Source organism: Kitasatospora sp. NE20-6, from assembly GCF_045862635.1.
Genome location: NZ_BPRL01000032.1, coordinates 1 through 17,413 on the forward strand (window position 1 = coordinate 1; position 17,413 = coordinate 17,413).

Genomic DNA, 17,413 nt, shown 5'->3' on the forward strand with positions numbered 1-17,413 from the left:
GCGTCGAGGAGGCCGCGGGCCTGCAGGGCCTGCTCGACGGCCAGGACCGAGTCGTGGGCGCCCGGGGTCTGTGTGCTGTCGGCGCGCCGGGGATCGATCTGCGCGGCCAGGACGGTGGCTTCCATGTTCACCACGGGCAGCGCGGCAGCGGTGGCCGCCGGCGCCTCGGTGGGGGACGACGGGGTCGTGGCGTGGGCCTGTGCGGCGCCCAGCACCAGGCCGCTCAGGACGGCGACGGCCGTGAGCAGTCGGGTGGAGGTGTTCCGGGTCTTGCTGGTGGATGCCATGCGGTGATTCCTTCTGGTGTGATGGAGGATCGGCCCTGACCTCGTCCCGGTGTCGGGCACCGGGCGGGTGAGGGCTCCGATGGGAGGGCTCCCGGGCAGTGCTCAGCGGCGCCGCTGGTGGGTGCTGCTGCCGCTGACGTGGTTGCTGCGGAGGAGGGCGGCGCCGGCGCATGTGCGCGTGCCGCTGCCCGGGGAAGCCGGGTGGCCGGTACCCGTTCCGGTGCCGGTTCGGGGACCGGTACTGCTCGATGGACATGACCGGCTTCGGAGGATCCGCCGGGCAGTCGGCGACAGCCGTTCCGGGGCCGGCCCACGGCGGTCGCCGTGGGCCGGACGGTCAGCAGCGGACGTCGGTCTTGACGGCGATTTCGCCGGAGTAGGGAATGGGGCCGGTCCCGTTCCAACCCAGCGCCTGGGTGCACTCCGACAGGGTGGCGGCGCCGGAGGACCAGATCTCCACGGAGTTGTGGTCGCACTGGGGGTCCTGGACGTGTCCGCCGGTGGTGACGATGGCCGTGCACACGTCCCAACTGCTGTGGGAGGAGCGGTAGCCCTCCCACACGTACAGGTAGGAGTAGTTCTTCCCGCAGCCCTTGTACTGCTTCACCGACGCCATCGTCTGCCCGCCGACGTTGAGGTAGGCGGTGCTGCCGATCTGCGTGACGCTGGAGCAGCCGCCGGGGGTGGTGGCGCTGGCGATCCCGGGAACGGCAATGAGCATCGGCACGGCAAGGGCCGCGACGGCAGCGATCTTGGCGAAGACACGCATGGTGGACATCCTTCTTTCAGGAAAAGGGAATGGAGGAGGTACCCCCGGCCGCAGCCGGGGCGTTGGAGTGAGTTCTTCCGCGGACAGACCGCACTGCCGAGCCCCCGGTACCGGACGGGGCGCTGAGGAGGGCGGTGCCGGCGCAGGCACGCTTGCCGCTGCCCGGCGAAGCCGGGTGACCGGTACTGCTCGATGGACATGACCGGCTTCGGAGGATCCGCCGGGCAGTCGGCGACAGCTGTTCCGGGGCCGGCCCGCGGCGGTCGCCGTGGGCCGGACGGTCAGCAGCGGACGTCGGTCTTGACGGCGATTTCGCCGCCGAACATCGTAGCGGCGGCCGCGGGAGCGGCGGCGAGGACGGGTGTCCCCGGCGCCGCGGCGGCCACCGCGAGGAGCGAAGTGAGAGTGCGGATGAGTTTCGTGCGCATACGGGCGTGCATGCCCAAGGTCCTCGATGAGTGGGGGCGGTGTGGCGGCCGGCTGGTCGCGAATCCAAGGGAATCCTCCATGCTGCGCGTATCACGCCCGTCATTGGTCAGTAACTCGGCCTCTGACTCGGGATATGACCACGTCGCAGGTGCCGCCAGGCCGTGAACTCCGTGTACAAGCGAATTTGCAGCTCGCTTCTCGGGCCGAGCGGCGCGATACCGGTCCGGGACGGCGGTGGTACGCGGAGTCGTCATGCTCGCGTGGCGGCCGGCAATCCGATCTGCCCCCCCCTCCTGGATGAACGGCACAATTCCACGGGACGGAACTGTGCCGTAAACGTCAAGACCGGCAGCCTCTCCGGCACGCCGGCCCTGACCCAGGTCGCGCTGATCGCCTGACGCCAGGACGGCCCAAAGAGCGGCGGCCCGGCCGGTGCACGGCCATCGAGTGCCCGATGGATCCGGGCCGCTCCGACATCTACTACAGCTCCTGCGCCGGTCCGGTCGCCGTGTGCGGCGCAGGGCGCTGCGCCATGGTGACCGGCATCACCTACGACACCGACGGTACGAGGGCCGACCACCGCCGCCCGGTGTTCCATTGCTGAGCCGACCTGACGCAGCGTCCGGCCGCCGCCGGGCCGGGCCACGCGGTGGCCGGACGCCGCGTCAGACCTCAGTGGCCCAGCGCGTACCCGGAGTCGGCGAGCGTGACCGGCCGTTCGGCGGCGGCGCGCCTGTCCTGCTGCGCCGGCACCATCCCGGGCCGCAGGCCGCCCTGCTCGCGAGCGAAAGCCCGCAACAGGGCCGGGTAGCGGTATCGGCCGGGCGCGTCGGTGAGCAGCAGGTGTGCGTCGACGAGCTGTTCGAGCAAGTGCTCTGCAGCGGGCAGCGGAAGGTGCAGTGCCTGGGCGGCCTGCACGGTCGAGAGGGGGCCGTTCGTGGCCGTGGCGAGCAGCCGGAAGGCCCGGGCCGCGGCGGGCTCGAGTGCCCGGTAGCTGGGCTCGACACTGGCCCTGATGTCCAGGCTGCACACCCGCAGTTCGTTCAACAGCATCAGCTGGTCGGCCAGCCGGTCCGCGAGGTGCCGCATGCTCCAGCCGGGGCGCGCGCCCAGCCGGGCCGCGCAGATCCGCAGCGCCAGCGGAAGTCGTCCGCAGGCGGCGATCACCTGGGCGGCCGCCTGCGGATCGGCTGCCAACCGTGCGGTTCCGACCAGCTGCCGCAGGAGCAGCTCGGCCTCCGCCGCCGACAGCACGTCCAGTTCGAGCGGCAGTGCCCCGGCCAGGTCGGCGAGTCGGTAGCGGCTGGTGACCAGCGCCGCGCAGCCGGGGTCGCCGGGTAGCAGCGGGCGGACCTGGGCGCTGTCGCGGGCATCGTCCAGCACCACCAGGACCCGACGGCCGGTCAGTAGGGAGCGGTAGAGCGAGATCCGGTCCTCCAGCCCGACCGGCACCAGGTCGGCGGGAACGCCGAGCGCGATCAGGAAGGTCCGGAGCACGGCGGCGGGAAGGGCCTGGCTGTCGCCCGTCCCACGGAGCTCGGCGTGCAGCGTGCCGTCCGGGAACGCGGCCCGGGTGGCGTGCGCGACCTGGCCGGCCAGCGCGCTCTTGCCGACGCCGGGCTGGCCCGAGATCACGGCGGTGAACGGTGCCGTGCGGTCCACGGCGGTCAGTCGGCCGGTGAGCAGGGACGTCTCCCCTGCACGGCCGGTGAAGTCGGGTAGCGCCGCAGGCAGCTGACATGGCGTCACGGCGAACGCCGGTCGACCGCGCGCGGTCCGGTCGGGTGCCGGGTGCCCGGCCGCGCCTGCGCCCGCTCCGGCCCCTGTGTCGGCTCCGGCCCCCGTGCCCGCTCCGGCCTCCGTGTCGGCTCCGGCGTCTGCTGCCGCGCCGGCGCTCGCGGAGTTGATGCTGATCGGCTCGGGGCGGGGCCGTGTCGGCCCGTCAAGGGCAGGGTCACCGCGCAGGACACGCTGGTGAACCTCGCGCAGTTCACTGCCGGGCTCGACGCCGATCCCCTCGATCAATGTCTGCCGCACCCGCTGGTAGACGGCCAGCGCCTCGCTCTGCCGACCGCTGCGGTACAGCACCGTCATGAGCTGGGCCCAGAGCAGTTCCCGCTCCGGGTGCTCGGTGGTGAGCGCCTGTAGCTCGGCGGCGAGCGCCCGGACGTCGCCGCCCAGCCGCAGCTGTGCCTCCAGCCTCGCCTCCACGGCGTCCAGGCGGGCTTCGGCCAGCCACCCGGCCTCCTTGCGGAGCAGCGTGTCCGAGGGGATGTCGGCCAGCGCGGGTCCGCGCCACAGCTGGAGGGCAGTGTCCAGCCGGGCGGCGGCGCGCTCGAAGTCCTGTCGGCGCAGCGCGGCGATGCCCTCGTCGCGCAGGACGGTGAAGCTCTGGAGGTCGAACTCCTGCGCGTCGACGTTGATCTGGTAGCCGCCGGCGGTGGTCTCGATCCGCTCGCCTGCCGCGCCGAGCGTCTTGCGCAGCCGCATCACGTAGTTGCGCAGGGCGGTGGAGGCGCTCCTGGGCGCGTGCTCGTCCCAGATGGCCTCCGTCAGGAACTGCGCCGACGTCGGTTGCCCGTGCCGGATCAGGAGCGCTGCGAGCAGCGCCCGCTGCCTGCCGCCGGGGACGGTGCGGGTCTGCACTCCGTCACGGACCACAAGGGGCCCCAGGATCCCGAATTCCACTCGTCTGTTCTCCTGCGTCGTCGGTGTTCCGAACGGTGCACGCGGGTTTGCCGGGTGCACCGTGCTGACGGACATGATCTTGTGCGACGACTGGTTGTCAGGACAGCTGAGTTGGCGATGGACAATCAATTCCGTACAAGCGCACGGTGTTCCGCTGTCCTGACAAAGTCCGTACAACGTCCTGACAACGTCCTGACAGCGCCCTGACAACGCCGAGCGCACCGTCGGGCCAGCCGGACAACCACCGTGCGCAGGGACGATCGGAAGTCGGCCGCAGTGGCTCCAGCCGCTTGTCCACGAGGTGCCCGTGCAGAAGCCGCCCTGGTGCACGCAGGTGTTCGCCGCGCTGAGGGTGACCGAGCCGGCGTCGTACGTGAAGTTGTCCGGATTGCCGGCCGAGATCCGCCCTGCGCGGCCGGTGTCGCGTCCATTGCCACCTTGCCACCCGGGTCGGTGGCCACGGTGGTGACGCAGTTCTGAGTGGAGGAGCCGTTGCTCAGCAGGTGGACGACCGCGTCGCCCGGCAGGATCTGACGGCTGCGGGCCGGTAGGAGGCGGAGGTGTGCAGGGTGCCGTTGTTCCGGCCGTAGGTGTGAAGGCCGGCAGCACCGGCGTCCGACCCGCCGGTGTGGAAACCGGAGTTCCGCCGGACCCACTGCACGAAGACGGCGCACCAGTACTCGGGACCGCCCGAACCCTCACCGGAGCAGCTGGTTTCGAACTGCGAGCCGCCGAGGCTGTTGTGAGTCGGCGTGTTGGCGCAGGTGCCGGCCGTCTTGTCGATGGTGGCGGCAGCAAGCGAAGCGGCGGCCGCGCCCGTGGCGGCGGAGGGGCGGAAACATTGGCGAGGTTCGGCAGAACGAACGCGACGGTTGCGACCGCGGAGCCGACCATCCACCCCACCAGGCGGTCAAGGTGACGGCGGCTCACTGCTTTCCTTGTGAGGGAGGGACAGGACGTGGCCCCGGCGCGGCCGGCGGTGCCGTCCGGCAACCAAGCCGCGCCGCGTCGGACATTCTTCGCGTGCGCGGTAACTTTTCTGTCGCACCCGGCGGGCCGGATCAGGCCCTGGTACTCCAGCTGTAGTTCTTGATCACTGTTGCGGAGCGACCTGTCGTTGCCGCCGCCCGTCGTCGATCGTGGGTGGCCTCGTCCGTGCCGCTGCGCCGGGCGGACTGGAAGGCTGAGCTCATGGCTTCGAGCATCGTCTCCAGTACACCGAGTATCTGCGGACTGGTACGAGCGCCCTCCGGGTTCGGTTGCGGGAGCTCCTTCAGGACCAGGGGCTTGACCCTGAGGTGACGGTCGTCGTCGGCCTCTTGCAGGAGGGCCCCGATCACGAGGATGGCCAAGTCTCCGGCGACGGCAGGGTCTACAGGTCCAGCCTCTTCTATTGATCAGAAACGGCTCGGGTTCTCATCAACATGAGGGGTCTTCACCGGGGTCCCCTGATCCGCCTCGATGGTCCTGGCCGCCTCGGCTGCTTCCCGGAAGGTGACGACCGCCTCGCCGTTCTCCCGCGCCCATGCGGTGAGCATCCTGATGGGCTCCTCCAGGGTTCGCCCGAGATCGGTCAGGCCGTACTCCACGCGCGGCGGCGCCTCGGCGTACGCGTGCCGCTCGACGAGCCCGTTGGCCTGGAGCCGGCGCAACGTCTGGGTCAGTACCTTGCGCGAAATGCCACCGCTCAGCTCGACCAGCTCGCCGTGGCGCAACGGGCCGTCGGTCAGCGCGAAGAGCGTGACCATGGACCACTTGCTGGCGATGATCTCCATGGCCAGGAGAGCGGGACAGTCGGCGAGGAAGACAATTCCGGGTCGCAGGCTCATGCCCCGAAGGTTACCTGGAGGTACCTGGTGGCCGCCTATCGTCGTCGAGGTGCGCACGCCCCGTTACTCGCATCTCGCACGATTGAGGTTTCAGCCATGTTCGTCTCCCTTGCCGTCGTCACCGTGTTCATGTCGGCGCTTCTCCTGGTATCGGCCGGGGCCAAGTCTCTGCGGACGCGGCACATCACCGAGCAGATGTCCACCCTCGGAGTGCCGCAGAGCATGATGGCTTTCCTGATCGGCGCTCAGATCGCGGGCGCGGCCGGTGTGATCGCCGGACTCTGGTGGGGACCCGTCGGAATCGCCGCCGCGATCGGCCTGACGCTCTATTTCGCTGGGGCGGTCGCCTTCCACCTGCGCGTCGGCGACCGCAAGGGCGCGTCTCCGGCGGTGGTCCTCACTGTGGCCTCCGTCGCCCTGATCGTGCTGCGTGCTGCCACCCTCTGACTGCGGACAGCCGGTCTGACGCTGGCCTTGATCGTGCTGAGTGAGGTTGGTCTCCGATGAGGACGGCCACCGTTGATCATCGTGAGTCGTGTCGACAAACGAAGATCAGCCGGTGGCCGTGGGCCACAGCGTAGATCCTGCTCGGTGGCAATCGGTGTTCGAGGGCCTGATGCGCAAGGTGGCGGGCCGGTTCGCCCGGGTGGAACCCCGCCGCCGAGCAAGGGCGTTCGTGCTGGGGCTGCTCGCGGACCTGCCGAGGAAGAACTGCTGGACGACCGCCGAGCACGCCGGTAACGCCAGCCCGGCCGGCATGCAGCACCTGCTCAGCCGGGCCTGCTGGGATGCCGACCGAGTGCGTGACGACATACGGGACTTCGTAGTCGAGCACCTCGGCGACGAGGACGCCGTACTGGTCGTCGACGAGACCGGGGACCTGAAGAAGGGCACCGCGAGCGTCGGGGTCCAGCGCCGGTACACCGGAACCGCGGGCCGGATCGAGAACTCCCAGGTCGCCGTCTACCTCGTCCACGCGAGTGCGGCCGGGCACGCCGCCATCGACCGCCGCCTCTACATCCCACGGTCCTGGACCCAGGACCCGCAGCGGTGCCGCTCGGTCGGCATCCCCGACGACCTGAGGTTCGCGACCAAGCCCGCCCTGGCCACCGAGATGATCGCCCAGGCCCAGGCCCAGGCCCTGGACGCCGGAGTCCGGGCCAGGTGGGTCACCGGTGATGAGGTCTACGGCGGCGACCCGCACCTGAGCGCCGACCTGGAACAGCGTCAGATCGGCTACGGCCTGGCCATCTCGCGCAAACGGCCCGTCCCCACCCACGCGGGCATCTTCCCGGCTGGCGTGCTGGCCCCCGGCTTGCCGAAGAAAGCCTGGCAGCGGCTGTCGGCGGGAGCCGGAGCCAAGGGCCACCGCTTCTACGACTGGGCCCAGGTCGAGATCACCAGCCCGAGCGGCACCTCGGGGCATCGGTGGCTGCTCGTGCGATGCAACCGACGCACCGGCGAACTCGCCTGCTACCGCTGCTACTCACCCCGCCCCGTCCCCCTGACCGCACTGGTCAAGGTGGCCGGCCGCCGCTGGACAGTCGAGGAGACCTTCCAAGCCGCGAAGAGCCTGGCCGGACCGGACGAGCACCAGGTCCGCCGCTGGGTCTCCTGGCACCGCTGGACCACCCTGGCCATGCTCGCGCACGCTTTCCTCGCCGTCACAGCCGCCATCGAACGGGCCACGACCACCACGACCCCCGAGCTCAGCCCGCTGACCTGCAACGAGATCCAAAGACTGTTCGCAGCCCTGCTCGCACCGGCCCGCGACCTCGCCCACCGCCTGCACCGGTCCGCATGGCGCCGCCAGCACCAAGCACGCTCGCGCACCAGCCACTACCAGCGACAAGCCACCCAACAACCATGAAGATCACGGTCTACAGCCGGAGTGCTAGACGGGGTAGCGGCAGGCGGTCCGTGCGGCCGTGCTCCGGTCGTCCTCGCCCAGCGACAGCGGCCGCGTCCGGGTGGGAGCCGCAGGGGGAAGGGTCAGTGCGTCCAGCACATCGGTGGGGCCGTCCCCACCCAGGCAGGCGACGGCGACCAGCTGGATCGGGCCCTGATCGGCCGTTGGCTTCGCGATCCGCCAGGGGAACACGAATCCGTCGACGCCGACGCCGACGCCGATCAGGCCGAGCTGGTGCCAGCGCGGCACGGGCACGGTTTGGCCGCTGTCGGAGAAGTACCCGGCGAACCCCACGATGCCGAGGTAGGAACCGCTGGCGCGCAGTTCCACGGCCTCGGGGTCGGAGGGCCGTGGCGCGACCGCCAGGGAGATCGACGATGGAGCCGGGAACTCACCCGGGCAGCGGTCCGGCCTCAACCCCCACGGCGGATTGCCGTGCACCACCGCCGACGAGACCATCCCGCCGCTGCCCAGTTTGAACCAGCGCACATCGGGAGTCCCGGCCGTCTCGTCCGTCTCGGCGTCACCGATGCAGAAGCCGACGAACTGGACCCTGCACCCGGGCGGGATCTGGTCGATCACCGGTGCGCTGCGGGTGGCGCTGCTGCGGACCCGGGTGCTCCCGCTGTAGGTCGTGCCCTGGAAGGCGGTCCCGCCGGCCGGGCCGGCCGGACAGCCGGATCCGGAGCCCGTGTGTGTGTCGCCGGACCCGCGCTCGAGACCCACGAGCAGGTCGGTCAGCACCAGCACCAGCACCAGCACCAGGGCGACGGCCATGACGGGCAGCCACGCCCGTGAGTACCACGGGCGCGGATGCGGTGCTCCCGGCTCCTCGGTGTCGACCGGCTCGGGCTCGAAGCCCTGTTTCCGGAACGCGTCCACCATCGGGGCTCGGGTCCCGGCGTCCGCCTGCGTCGGCTCGATCACCTCCGAGACGGTCAGTGCGGCCTGCACACCCGACGGCCGGACCCGCGCGTCGGCTCCGGTGCTGCCGGCGAGCCGGCGGTCGAGTGCGTACCAGTGCTTCTCCCAGAGCTCGACATCGCCGCTGCAGGCGCCGACATACGCCAGCGTCACGTCCAGTGTGGGCCTGCGCACGCCGCCGGCGGCGTCGCTCAGCGTCGTGGCACTGAAGCCTGCGGTAGCTGCGAGTGCCCGGTAGGTCGGGTTCCCGGCGGCCTGCCGCAGACACCTCAGCTCGTGGGCGAACGCCTGCAGTGGGCCGTCGTCGGGGTCGAGCGGTCGTGGCCTACGGGGCAACGGACTCCCCTTCGCCGCCCACGATTGGTACCGACATCCCCGGATTCCCCTTCAGCTCTGTTGCCGTCAGCCGTAGCCGGTCTCGCTGCCACGAACCCCCGGCCCCACTGCTGACCTGCGGCAATATGGAACGCGCACCAGATGGCTGATCGTCAGATTGTTGCACAGGGGGGCGGATGTCCTTGACCGGGGACGCACAGGGCGCTGCCCCGGGAGCAGAGGCATCCCGGGGCAGCGCCCTGTGTGTGTCGCGGAGGTGTCCGGCGGGTAGGGCCGATCAGGTGTAGCAGTAGTTGAGGTTGCCGGTCCCGTGGGAGGTGCCGGTGTCCCAGGTGGCGTTGCCGCTGCTGTTGAGGAAGACGAGGTTGCCGTCGTTCCGGAGCTCGGCGTGGCCGCCGGGCGCCGGGTTGAGCGCGCCCATGGTGCAGACGATGCCACCGGAGGAGTTGAGGAGCTTGACGTATCCGGACCGCGACCAGTCGACCCGCACGACGCCGTGGCCGTTGGTCCCCGATGCCCAGACCGGGTAGGCATCGGCTCCGGTGAACTTGTAGAGCACCAGGTTGCCGTTGGACTGGAGGATCAACTGCGACATGCCGTTGTCCGCCGACGCGCTGTGCCCGGCGGTCCAGTCGGACTGGGCGAGGGTGAAGTTCGCGACGAAGCCGGCGGCCGACGCGTTGGTGGCGGTCAGACCGAGCGCGCAGGCGATCGCCGTGCCTACGAGGGCGGTGCGCAGGATGCGCCTGTGGGCCGTGGAGCGACCGGGCTTGCTGGATGTCACGAGGGTCCTTCCGAAAGGCCGCCGCACAATGGCGTGGGGCGGCGGAGGCTGTGGGTGTCGCGGTGCTGCGGGTCGATCAGGTGGTGCAGTGGTCCCGGTTGCCCACGCTCTGGTTGCAGGTGCCGTCGGCCCAGGTGGGGCGGCCGTCGGTGTCGTGGAAGACGAAGTTGCCGTCGGACAGGGACGTCGGCCTCTCGCTGTAGCCCGCGCTTGCGGATGCGCCCGTGTGTCAGCCGGGCTGGGAGCGGGTGAGCCTGGCGGCCGTGATGCCGCCGGGCAGAGCCGTCGCGTCGGTACCGGACGTGGCCGGCGCGGTGACGGCCGCCGTGCAGACCAGGGCGGTTCGCACTGCGGCCTTGCGCAGCCGCGACGCGCGCAGCCGGCTGATTCGCAAGAGACATCCTTCAATTCGAGCAGGGGAGCGGAGGTGCACGTGGTCCCGCGTGGTCCCGCCGAGGAGCTACGGTCCGGAATCGGTGGGACCGGTCCGGTTCGGGACCAACCTAGGAAGGGCGCGTATCAGCCGGATAACGCCGCTGTCACACCACCAAGGGCCCGGTGGCGAACCCGACAGGGGCGATGGGCTTCGTCCCGCGGGACGGCCGGGAGTCGGCGCTCCTGGAGGGGCGGGTGGAAGTCCGGGCCGCGGCCCGTTGCTGCCTGTCCCGGGACCCCGGCCCCCGCCGTCGCAAGTGCGCTGACGGGAAGATCGACCGACGGTCTGCCGGTTGCTGTCGACGATCCTCCTGGCCGCGCCAGCGGGGACGTGGGTGGGGATCCTCACGCTCCGGAGGCCGCACACAGGCTTTCGCCGTGTCGGGGTGCTGTCAGCTGCCGAGGCGTGCGATCACCTCGCGGGCAAGGCCGATCTTGCGCTTCTGGAAGGAGCTCAGCCTGTTCAGGGCCGGGGAGTTCTCCTCGATCATGCGCGTCTGGGTCTCCGCCTCGACCGCACTCCAGGTCTTCAGCAGACCTGTATCGGTCTTGCAGTCCATGTCCGCCAGAGCCACGGCCTTCTCGCGCTCCGTCGGCTCCGCGGTGTCGAACGCCCGATCCCCTACGGAGGCCATGGGGTCCTGGTACCGGTAGCCGTGGTGTTCCATGCAGGTCGACCACGCGTGGAAGGAGGATACGACCGCCGGGTCCGCCAGGGACCGCTTGAAGCTCTCCTTGTCGATGGCCGCCGCGGCGGCGATGTCGGACTCAGGGCGCGGGCCGCCGTCCAGCCGGGCCTCGGCATCCCCGTAGCAGCCGCCGGGTGGAATCGGGCGGCCGTCGGGGCTCGTCGACTGCGGCACTCCCGCACGAGTCGCTCCGAACAGGATCGCTTCCTGCGCCTCGGTGGGCTGCGTGGTGGCGCCTGCCCCGCCGGCCGGTGGCGGGAGGTGGTATCCGAGGTCGCGGGCGACCTCGCGGTCCGATATCCCGTAGCGCCTGGAGGATTCGGTGACCAGCGGCGGGTGCTCCGGTATCCGGTAGTCCAGACCGAAGCCTCCCAGGCACTCGTTGGCCAGGAGGACCTTGGCCCGGTCGACCGCGCTGGACTCCTCGGCAGTGAGAGCGAACCTCTCGATAGGCATGGAAACGCTGCCCGGGGGCACGGCCGAGGGGTGAAAGTCCACGCTCCGACCGCCGGGCTCACCGCCGGTTCGGTCCTCGGCTGCCGAACAGGCGGCCGTCGCCATGAGCGCGGCCGCGACAAACACAAGAGCGCGTGATGCCGCGGTCGGCAAGCCTCGTCTCCCCACAGTCATCCACTTCTCTCCACAAGGAATGTGGCGGCCGCGTGGGTACGCGGCCGCCACGGATTCACGACTCCGATCAACCGAAGTTGACGCAGCCCTGGTTGACCGGAGAGTTCCGGAAGTACACCGATGCGTTCTCGTTGTACGTGTTCGAGAGCTGCCAGGCGACCGGGTACTCGGTCTTGTGGAACTTGTCGCAGGGGCCGGCGTAGCCGCTGTTGAAGTAGACCGTCACGCTGGAGTCGATACCCCAGATCCGGGCCTTCGCCGAGGCTGCGTTGTTCTTCAGGCTCTGCCCCTGCCCGGCACCGCTGCTCTGGAAGGTGTACCCCGACAGGTCGTAGACGCCCTCGCCGCCGTTGGGGGTGGTGGAGTGAATGGTCGTGTGCGAGCCGCCGTAGCCGGTGTTGTAGTAGAGGACCACGCACTGGGCGTCACAGTCGCCGACGTTGTACGAGCCGGTCGAGATTCCTGCGCTCGCCGGAGAAGCTGTGGCAAGGGTGCCGACAACGGCTGACATCGCTATTGACGCAGTGACAAGTGCCTTACGGGCAACAAGCATTGAATCTCCCATGTTCTTGATCATTTTTGGGTGGCCCAAGCGCACCCAGCGGCGGTCAGCCGCAGTGGACGTTCTGGCGGTAGACGTACACGGTCTCGATCTCGCCGCCCCAGTCGATGCAGGTGCCGGCCGCGGAGACGTACACCGGGCCCGCGTAGGTGGTGAAATCGCCGTAGTTGCCGATCCAGTCCGGCGAACCGGCCACCCGGACCAGTGCGTTCATGTACAGCCGGGCGCCCGGGTTGTCGCGCACGTTCACGACGCAGTTCTTGCCGGTGGACCGGCTGTAGGTGAGGTAGACGGTCCCGTAGTCGCCGACCTCCAGGGAGTCGATGACGGTGTAGCCGCTCCCGCAGACGCCGTTGTAGATGGCGGCCTCGGCCGAGCCGGGCACGAGGACCACTCCGGCCACGGCGGCGGCCGCGACCGCGACGGCGGTGGTGGCACGGTGGACGAGCTGGCGCATGAGAACTCCCTCGCACGGGCCGCGTCCGTGCGGCGCCCGGGCTCGGGCGGTGGCGCGACCTGCGGCGACGCTAGTTGACCATGATCGCGTGCAGGTATCACGGGGGTATCGCGTACACGCACCGGAGATCCGGCCGCCCCCGGGCCCGGACCGCTCTCCCACCACGAACCCGGCCGGATCTTTCCGGGCCGCCGGTCCGAGAAGATGCTGAACCCCGGTAGCCGGCCCGGCCGGAGAGCAGCCCGACGGACTCCGCCTTCAGCCGTCCCGGTCCACCACGGAACCGGCATCGTGCGCCCTCCCCGCCCACCTTCCATCGCACGCCCGACTCGACCCCCGGTCGAGCGCTGAACGTCCCGTGGTCGGGGATGTCTGCGGCGGACAGCCCTGACCAGTACGAACGGCGGCCCGGCAATCGGGAGGCGGGCGACCTCCGGCGTCATGGGAATCTCGACGCGCGGCCACCGTCCCCATGTCCGCAACGGTCGCGGCACCGCCGTTCCCTTGGCCCATCACATGGCGTTCAGGGCGGTGAACTGACTGACCGTCGACACCGCGTGAGGTTGCCGACCGACTTGGGACGAGGTGCGCGACTTCGGAATGTCCCGCGCAGGTTCGGATCCTGTCGTCCCGACAGTGACGTCGGAGCCCCGCTGACCGGACGAAAGTCCAGGTCGGCAGGTACAACGCGCTGAACCGGCTCGCCCGGCACGACCGGCCCGGGCGCCGAGGCTCCCGGCCGGCGCCATCGGGTATCACGGGGATGAGACCACCGCGATACCTCCGCGCACCACGATGGCGTCCCAGGACGAGGGCCCACCCGGCGGCCCACTGCCAACGGACCGGAAGAGGACGCAGGACGAGATGCGGAAGATGTGCAAGCACCTGGCCACGAGTGCAACGGTGACCGCGATCGAGGCTGTCGGCGTATGAGTTCCGCCGTGCAGCAGCGATTGGCCGGCAGCCGTGCGAGAGTACGGCTGGCCGGCCTGGCCGGGCTCATATGCCTTGCCCTGGCGGGTTGTTCGTCATCCGGGGATCCAGCCACCGAGGCGGTGCCGACCACGCAGTCTCCGTCCACGCTCCCGGCGAGTGCTGATCCGCATCTTCCTGTCGAGACGTATCTCTTCTCCGAGGCGGAGTCGGAGAAGCTGGCCAGGGCGGGAGCCGTGCTGCGCAAGGCGTGCCTGCAGCGGTTCGGTCTCGACTACGCCATCAGCCCCGCCGGCCCGCCGACCGGACCGCGCACGTTCATGGACCGCCGGTACGGCGTGACGGACCAGGCTGAGGTGGCGGCCAACGGCTACCACCTCGGCGACAGCGACCCGCGCACCCACCCGGTCCACCCGACGCAGTTCTCCGCCGAACAGCAGCAGGTGCTCACCGGACGCCTCCCGGGGAAGACCGGTGCGGACGACACGAAGCTCGAGGTCAACGGCGTACCGGTACCACCCGGCGGCTGTTACGAGGAGGCGAAGCGGGGCCTGGCGGGTTCGGGGGAACTGGGCCCGAGCAGCGTGGCTCAGCAGGCCAACTTCCAGACCTTCAAGGCCAGTATGTCGGTGCCGCAGGTCACGCAGGCATTCGAGGCGTGGTCCGGATGCATGAAGAACAAGGGCTACTCCTACCCCAATCCGATGGATGCGATCGGCGACCGCCGCTTCCTGGGGGACTCGCCCACGCCGCTGGAGCTCCAGGTGGCGACGGCTGACGTGACCTGCAAGCAGCAAGTGGATCTGATCGACACCTGGTTCGCGGTCGAGACTTCCCTGCAGAAGGAATTGATCGCACGGCAACAAGCCGATTTCACGGCGGCGCTCGCGGCGAAGACCGGGCAACTCGCCAAGGCCGACGCCGTGCTGCGCGATCAGTGAAGTAGTGGGCTGACACTTTTCACGTCCGGGCGCGCCCACCCTTCCCCAGGCAGGCCGAGGGGATTGCACACACGCCTGGAACGTCCGTCACGAGAGGACCCGAAGAAATGAACCGTACCCTCAAGCTCGCCGCAGCAGCCCTGGGCGCTGCCCTGCTCGTCCCCACCCTCGCCACCTCCGCGCAGGCCGCCGTCGGCGACTGCCCGGACGGCAAATTCTGCCTCTTCTACAACTCGAACCAGCAGGGCTCCCACTTCACGATGTCGACGAGCATTTCCGACCTCGCCGGGTACACCTTCACCAGCTCCGGCAACGGCCAGGGCCAGCACGTCAAGAACAACGCCGCATCGGCTGTCTCCAACGTGTGCGTGACGGTCCGGGTGTACTACAACTCGAACTACAGCGGCCCGGTCGACATGTTCAACTACCGCAATGCCGCGAACCTGGTCAACACGTACAACGAGAACGCCTCGGTGAAGTTCGCCCAGGACTGCTGAGCCTCACCCACCTGGCAACCGGCCTCCGGTACGCGTTCCGGCGTACCGGAGCCGGGATTTGGCGATGACCGCGACAACACCACCGCAGGAGCGCCGAATCGCGCCCGACCATCCCGCACCTGATTTACCGCCATATTTGGAGCATCAACGCCATGAAGCGAAGCATCAAGCAGAATCTCGCCCGGGTGGGCGTCGCTGTGGTCGCCACCGCCGCCGCCGTGGTCGCCGTCCCCTCGGTGGCGCAGGCCGCCGGCTACAACGGGGTCTGCGGTTCGGGCTACCGCGTCGTCGACTCGATGTCGCTCGCGGGTGGCACCGCGTTCCTGACGTACAACAGCTCGACCGGGCAGAACTGTGCCGTGACGGTCCGCAACAGCACCGGCAGTCCGGTGTACGTGCTCGCATCCATCAGGGTCGCCGTCGGGGGAAGCCTCTGGCACAAGGACGGCGACTACTACGGCACCTACGCCGGACCGGTCTACGTGTACGCGCCGGGCCAGTGCATCGACTGGGTTGCCCAGATCGACGACGACTCGGCACAGCAGCTCGATTCCCACTGCGGCTGAGGTCGTGGAGGTTCGTCGGCACAGGTCGTTCTGACGGTGCGACCGCGCCCGTCGGCCAACGTGCCTGCTGCTGAACGGAGTCAAAGCCATCCTGCCAAGTGGCACAGACGTCCGTGGTTTCGGCTCGGACGAGCGGACGGCGGGTGAGGTCCTGCGGGTGGGACGACCGTCGACTGCCGCCGGGCACGGGAGTGGCCCGTGCCCGGCGGCAGTGACGAGGCGTCGGTCGGCGAGTGCCCCAGCCGCCGGCAGTTCTTCCGCTCGATACCGGACAGCAGGCCGAGCACGAAGGCGCGGGCGGTCGCCTGCGGCTCCGCCCGTCGGAACCGGCCCACGATCCGGGCCATGGCCTGGTCGGACATCGCCCGCCAGTGGGCGGCGTCTCTGCTGTGGCCCGCGGCCATCGCATGATCTTCAGGAGTCCACACAACCCCCGGCGATTACGCGATGGCCGTTCCATCCGTCGCGCGGGTCGGACGCGATCGCAAGGCCATGCTGGAGTATGGGGCTGATCGAGCGCTTGGGGGTCAAGGGGCCGCAGGTTCAGATCCTGTCGTCCCGACCAGCGTTTTCGCAGGTCGGAGGCCGTTCTCATCTGAAGATGGGGACGGCCTTTTTGTGCGTGTCTCAGGGGAGTGGTCGCAGGGTGGTCGCATCTCGTCCGGCCGCGGAGCGCAGCCGGGTGCGGGCTGACCTGCGCGCTCGAACCTCAACGCCGGCCGAAGTGCCGAAACCCTCCCGGCTCGGTCTCGGCCGCCCACCGGGCTCGAAGAGCCACCGTCCGGCGAACCGTTATGACGTGGGCCCGCTCTTGGTCACCGGCGAGCCCTACCGCCGACCGGCTCACCACAAGGTCGGCACAAACCACGCCGCACCGGATAAATCTCAAGGTCAGGGCATGGGCCACAACAGTCTCGTGACAGGATCCGGACCTCATCCGCAGCCAGTTGTCACACCCACCGTGATAAAAATTGTTTCGACCACAGGAACGAATGTTTCGACCGCAAGCACCTTACGCACCACACCAGTTACGGGGAAGCGCCATGAAGAACCACACCCGCCGCACCAGCGCGTTCGCGGCCCTCGGCGTCGCTGCCGCCCTCTCGCTCACTGCCTGCGCCGGTGACGACTCGGGCAAGGACACCGCCGGCAAGGGAAGCGTCCCGCCCGCCTCCTCCCAGCCCTCGGACCCCGCGAAGACCAGCCCGTCCCCGAGCGGCGGCACTGCGGACAAGGGCAAATCTCAGACCGCGAAGCCGAGTTCCGGCAGCACGACGTCCGGCAGCAGCGGGGACAGTGCACCCCAGGGCGGTCAGAACGTCGAGCCCTGCAAGACCCAGAACCTGACCGTCGAAGCCAAGAACGCCTCGCCCGACACGAGCACCGGCACCATCGACATCACCATGACCAACCGGGGCACCACCACCTGCTCGGCAACGGGCTTCGCCGGTATCGGCATCACCGACCAGGACACCACCACGAACCCCATCGAGCGGGGCAAGGCCGAACCCCGCATCACCAACCTGGAGCCCGGCGAAGCCGCAATCTTCAATCTCTCGTACGAGATCGACAACAGCGCCAACAGCCTCACCCGCCCGACCGAGATCCAGGTGACGCCCCCGAACCAGACCAGCCACGTGAACGTGAAGTGGCCCGCCGGCGCGGGCAACATCAAGGGCTTCTACACCGACGTCAAGGTCTACCCCACGCACAACAAGTAGCAGCACGCCCGTGGCCGGCTCCGCGGA

The 17,413-nt window shown here is 69.6% G+C and carries 19 protein-coding genes and 1 pseudogene; 8 read left to right on the forward strand and 12 right to left on the reverse strand.

Annotated elements, in window-relative coordinates; all coding sequences use genetic code 11:
• The 3 genes and pseudogenes from SNE206_RS21885 to SNE206_RS21895 form a co-directional block, all read right to left on the reverse strand.
• Nucleotides 1-287: pseudogene (locus tag SNE206_RS21885) on the reverse strand (hypothetical protein); the annotation flags it as partial.
• 337 nt (nucleotides 288-624) lie between these two features.
• Complete coding sequence (locus tag SNE206_RS21890) at nucleotides 625-1,056, reverse strand: hypothetical protein (RefSeq protein ID WP_407915164.1); 432 nt, start codon at nucleotides 1,054-1,056, stop codon at nucleotides 625-627.
• Between the two features lie 281 nt (nucleotides 1,057-1,337).
• Nucleotides 1,338-1,484, reverse strand: coding sequence for a hypothetical protein (locus SNE206_RS21895; protein ID WP_407915165.1), 147 nt, complete (start codon nucleotides 1,482-1,484; stop codon nucleotides 1,338-1,340).
• A 455-nt stretch (nucleotides 1,485-1,939) separates the two neighbouring features.
• Between SNE206_RS21895 and SNE206_RS21900 the strand changes: the two genes are divergently transcribed.
• Nucleotides 1,940-2,089: a hypothetical protein gene (locus SNE206_RS21900; RefSeq protein ID WP_407915166.1), complete on the forward strand. Its 150-nt coding sequence runs from the start codon at nucleotides 1,940-1,942 to the stop codon at nucleotides 2,087-2,089.
• Between the two features lie 68 nt (nucleotides 2,090-2,157).
• Here the strand turns inward: SNE206_RS21900 and SNE206_RS21905 are convergent, their stop codons facing one another.
• The 3 genes from SNE206_RS21905 to SNE206_RS21915 all read right to left on the reverse strand — a co-directional run bounded on the left by SNE206_RS21905 (nucleotide 2,158) and on the right by SNE206_RS21915 (nucleotide 6,002).
• The gene (locus SNE206_RS21905; RefSeq protein ID WP_407915167.1) at nucleotides 2,158-4,131 is read right to left on the reverse strand and encodes a BTAD domain-containing putative transcriptional regulator; all 1,974 of its coding nucleotides are present in this window, start codon (nucleotides 4,129-4,131) and stop codon (nucleotides 2,158-2,160) included.
• Nucleotides 4,132-5,234: 1,103 nt separating this feature from the next.
• Entirely contained in the window at nucleotides 5,235-5,525 is a 291-nt protein-coding gene (locus SNE206_RS21910; protein WP_407915168.1) for a hypothetical protein, read from the reverse strand.
• A 45-nt stretch (nucleotides 5,526-5,570) separates the two neighbouring features.
• Nucleotides 5,571-6,002, reverse strand: a complete 432-nt coding sequence (locus SNE206_RS21915; RefSeq protein ID WP_407915169.1) for a winged helix-turn-helix transcriptional regulator — start codon at nucleotides 6,000-6,002, stop codon at nucleotides 5,571-5,573.
• A gap of 96 nt (nucleotides 6,003-6,098) precedes the next feature.
• On the opposite strand from SNE206_RS21915, the gene SNE206_RS21920 reads away from it, so the two are divergent.
• Together SNE206_RS21920 and SNE206_RS21925 are read left to right on the forward strand one after the other, a co-directional pair.
• Nucleotides 6,099-6,449, forward strand: coding sequence for a DoxX family protein (locus SNE206_RS21920; protein WP_053647573.1), 351 nt, complete (start codon nucleotides 6,099-6,101; stop codon nucleotides 6,447-6,449).
• Between the two features lie 169 nt (nucleotides 6,450-6,618).
• A complete protein-coding gene (locus SNE206_RS21925; protein WP_407915201.1) occupies nucleotides 6,619-7,872 on the forward strand; it encodes an IS701 family transposase in 1,254 nt (417 codons plus the stop codon).
• 24 nt (nucleotides 7,873-7,896) lie between these two features.
• Here the strand turns inward: SNE206_RS21925 and SNE206_RS21930 are convergent, their stop codons facing one another.
• The 6 genes from SNE206_RS21930 to SNE206_RS21955 form a co-directional block, all read right to left on the reverse strand.
• Nucleotides 7,897-9,171, reverse strand: coding sequence for a hypothetical protein (locus SNE206_RS21930; RefSeq protein ID WP_407915170.1), 1,275 nt, complete (start codon nucleotides 9,169-9,171; stop codon nucleotides 7,897-7,899).
• Between the two features lie 277 nt (nucleotides 9,172-9,448).
• A complete protein-coding gene (locus SNE206_RS21935; RefSeq protein WP_407915171.1) occupies nucleotides 9,449-9,955 on the reverse strand; it encodes a hypothetical protein in 507 nt (168 codons plus the stop codon).
• A gap of 229 nt (nucleotides 9,956-10,184) precedes the next feature.
• Complete coding sequence (locus SNE206_RS21940) at nucleotides 10,185-10,349, reverse strand: hypothetical protein (protein WP_407915172.1); 165 nt, start codon at nucleotides 10,347-10,349, stop codon at nucleotides 10,185-10,187.
• A gap of 433 nt (nucleotides 10,350-10,782) precedes the next feature.
• On the reverse strand, nucleotides 10,783-11,535 hold the full coding sequence (locus SNE206_RS21945) for a hypothetical protein (RefSeq protein WP_407915173.1): 753 nt from the start codon (nucleotides 11,533-11,535) through the stop codon (nucleotides 10,783-10,785).
• Between the two features lie 241 nt (nucleotides 11,536-11,776).
• Entirely contained in the window at nucleotides 11,777-12,220 is a 444-nt protein-coding gene (locus tag SNE206_RS21950; protein WP_407915174.1) for a peptidase M23, read from the reverse strand.
• A gap of 97 nt (nucleotides 12,221-12,317) precedes the next feature.
• The gene (locus SNE206_RS21955; protein WP_407915175.1) at nucleotides 12,318-12,728 is read right to left on the reverse strand and encodes a spore-associated protein A; all 411 of its coding nucleotides are present in this window, start codon (nucleotides 12,726-12,728) and stop codon (nucleotides 12,318-12,320) included.
• Between the two features lie 929 nt (nucleotides 12,729-13,657).
• Here SNE206_RS21955 and SNE206_RS21960 point away from each other — a divergent pair.
• The 5 genes from SNE206_RS21960 (at nucleotide 13,658) to SNE206_RS21980 (ending at nucleotide 17,386) form a co-directional block, all read left to right on the forward strand.
• The gene (locus SNE206_RS21960) at nucleotides 13,658-14,602 is read left to right on the forward strand and encodes a hypothetical protein (RefSeq protein WP_407915176.1); all 945 of its coding nucleotides are present in this window, start codon (nucleotides 13,658-13,660) and stop codon (nucleotides 14,600-14,602) included.
• A 107-nt stretch (nucleotides 14,603-14,709) separates the two neighbouring features.
• Nucleotides 14,710-15,099: a peptidase inhibitor family I36 protein gene (locus SNE206_RS21965; RefSeq protein ID WP_407915177.1), complete on the forward strand. Its 390-nt coding sequence runs from the start codon at nucleotides 14,710-14,712 to the stop codon at nucleotides 15,097-15,099.
• A 152-nt stretch (nucleotides 15,100-15,251) separates the two neighbouring features.
• Complete coding sequence (locus tag SNE206_RS21970; RefSeq protein WP_407915178.1) at nucleotides 15,252-15,665, forward strand: spore-associated protein A; 414 nt, start codon at nucleotides 15,252-15,254, stop codon at nucleotides 15,663-15,665.
• Nucleotides 15,666-15,863: 198 nt separating this feature from the next.
• Nucleotides 15,864-16,076, forward strand: a complete 213-nt coding sequence (locus tag SNE206_RS21975; RefSeq protein WP_407915179.1) for a hypothetical protein — start codon at nucleotides 15,864-15,866, stop codon at nucleotides 16,074-16,076.
• Nucleotides 16,077-16,708: 632 nt separating this feature from the next.
• Entirely contained in the window at nucleotides 16,709-17,386 is a 678-nt protein-coding gene (locus tag SNE206_RS21980; protein ID WP_407915180.1) for a DUF4232 domain-containing protein, read from the forward strand.
• The last annotated feature ends 27 nt before the right edge of the window (nucleotides 17,387-17,413 follow it).

What these genes read in the sequence shown, in the direction of transcription:
- SNE206_RS21890 (WP_407915164.1), bottom strand. Translation starts at nt 1,056, where the DNA reads ATGCGTGTCTTCGCCAAGATCGCTGCCGTCGCGGCCCTTGCCGTGCCG.
- SNE206_RS21895 (WP_407915165.1), bottom strand. Translation starts at nt 1,484, where the DNA reads ATGCGCACGAAACTCATCCGCACTCTCACTTCGCTCCTCGCGGTGGCC.
- SNE206_RS21900 (WP_407915166.1), top strand. Translation starts at nt 1,940, where the DNA reads ATGGATCCGGGCCGCTCCGACATCTACTACAGCTCCTGCGCCGGTCCG.
- SNE206_RS21915 (WP_407915169.1), bottom strand. Translation starts at nt 6,002, where the DNA reads ATGAGCCTGCGACCCGGAATTGTCTTCCTCGCCGACTGTCCCGCTCTC.
- SNE206_RS21920 (WP_053647573.1), top strand. Translation starts at nt 6,099, where the DNA reads ATGTTCGTCTCCCTTGCCGTCGTCACCGTGTTCATGTCGGCGCTTCTC.
- SNE206_RS21925 (WP_407915201.1), top strand. Translation starts at nt 6,619, where the DNA reads ATGCGCAAGGTGGCGGGCCGGTTCGCCCGGGTGGAACCCCGCCGCCGA.
- SNE206_RS21945 (WP_407915173.1), bottom strand. Translation starts at nt 11,535, where the DNA reads ATGCCTATCGAGAGGTTCGCTCTCACTGCCGAGGAGTCCAGCGCGGTC.
- SNE206_RS21950 (WP_407915174.1), bottom strand. Translation starts at nt 12,220, where the DNA reads ATGTCAGCCGTTGTCGGCACCCTTGCCACAGCTTCTCCGGCGAGCGCA.
- SNE206_RS21955 (WP_407915175.1), bottom strand. Translation starts at nt 12,728, where the DNA reads ATGCGCCAGCTCGTCCACCGTGCCACCACCGCCGTCGCGGTCGCGGCC.
- SNE206_RS21960 (WP_407915176.1), top strand. Translation starts at nt 13,658, where the DNA reads ATGAGTTCCGCCGTGCAGCAGCGATTGGCCGGCAGCCGTGCGAGAGTA.
- SNE206_RS21965 (WP_407915177.1), top strand. Translation starts at nt 14,710, where the DNA reads ATGAACCGTACCCTCAAGCTCGCCGCAGCAGCCCTGGGCGCTGCCCTG.
- SNE206_RS21970 (WP_407915178.1), top strand. Translation starts at nt 15,252, where the DNA reads ATGAAGCGAAGCATCAAGCAGAATCTCGCCCGGGTGGGCGTCGCTGTG.
- SNE206_RS21980 (WP_407915180.1), top strand. Translation starts at nt 16,709, where the DNA reads ATGAAGAACCACACCCGCCGCACCAGCGCGTTCGCGGCCCTCGGCGTC.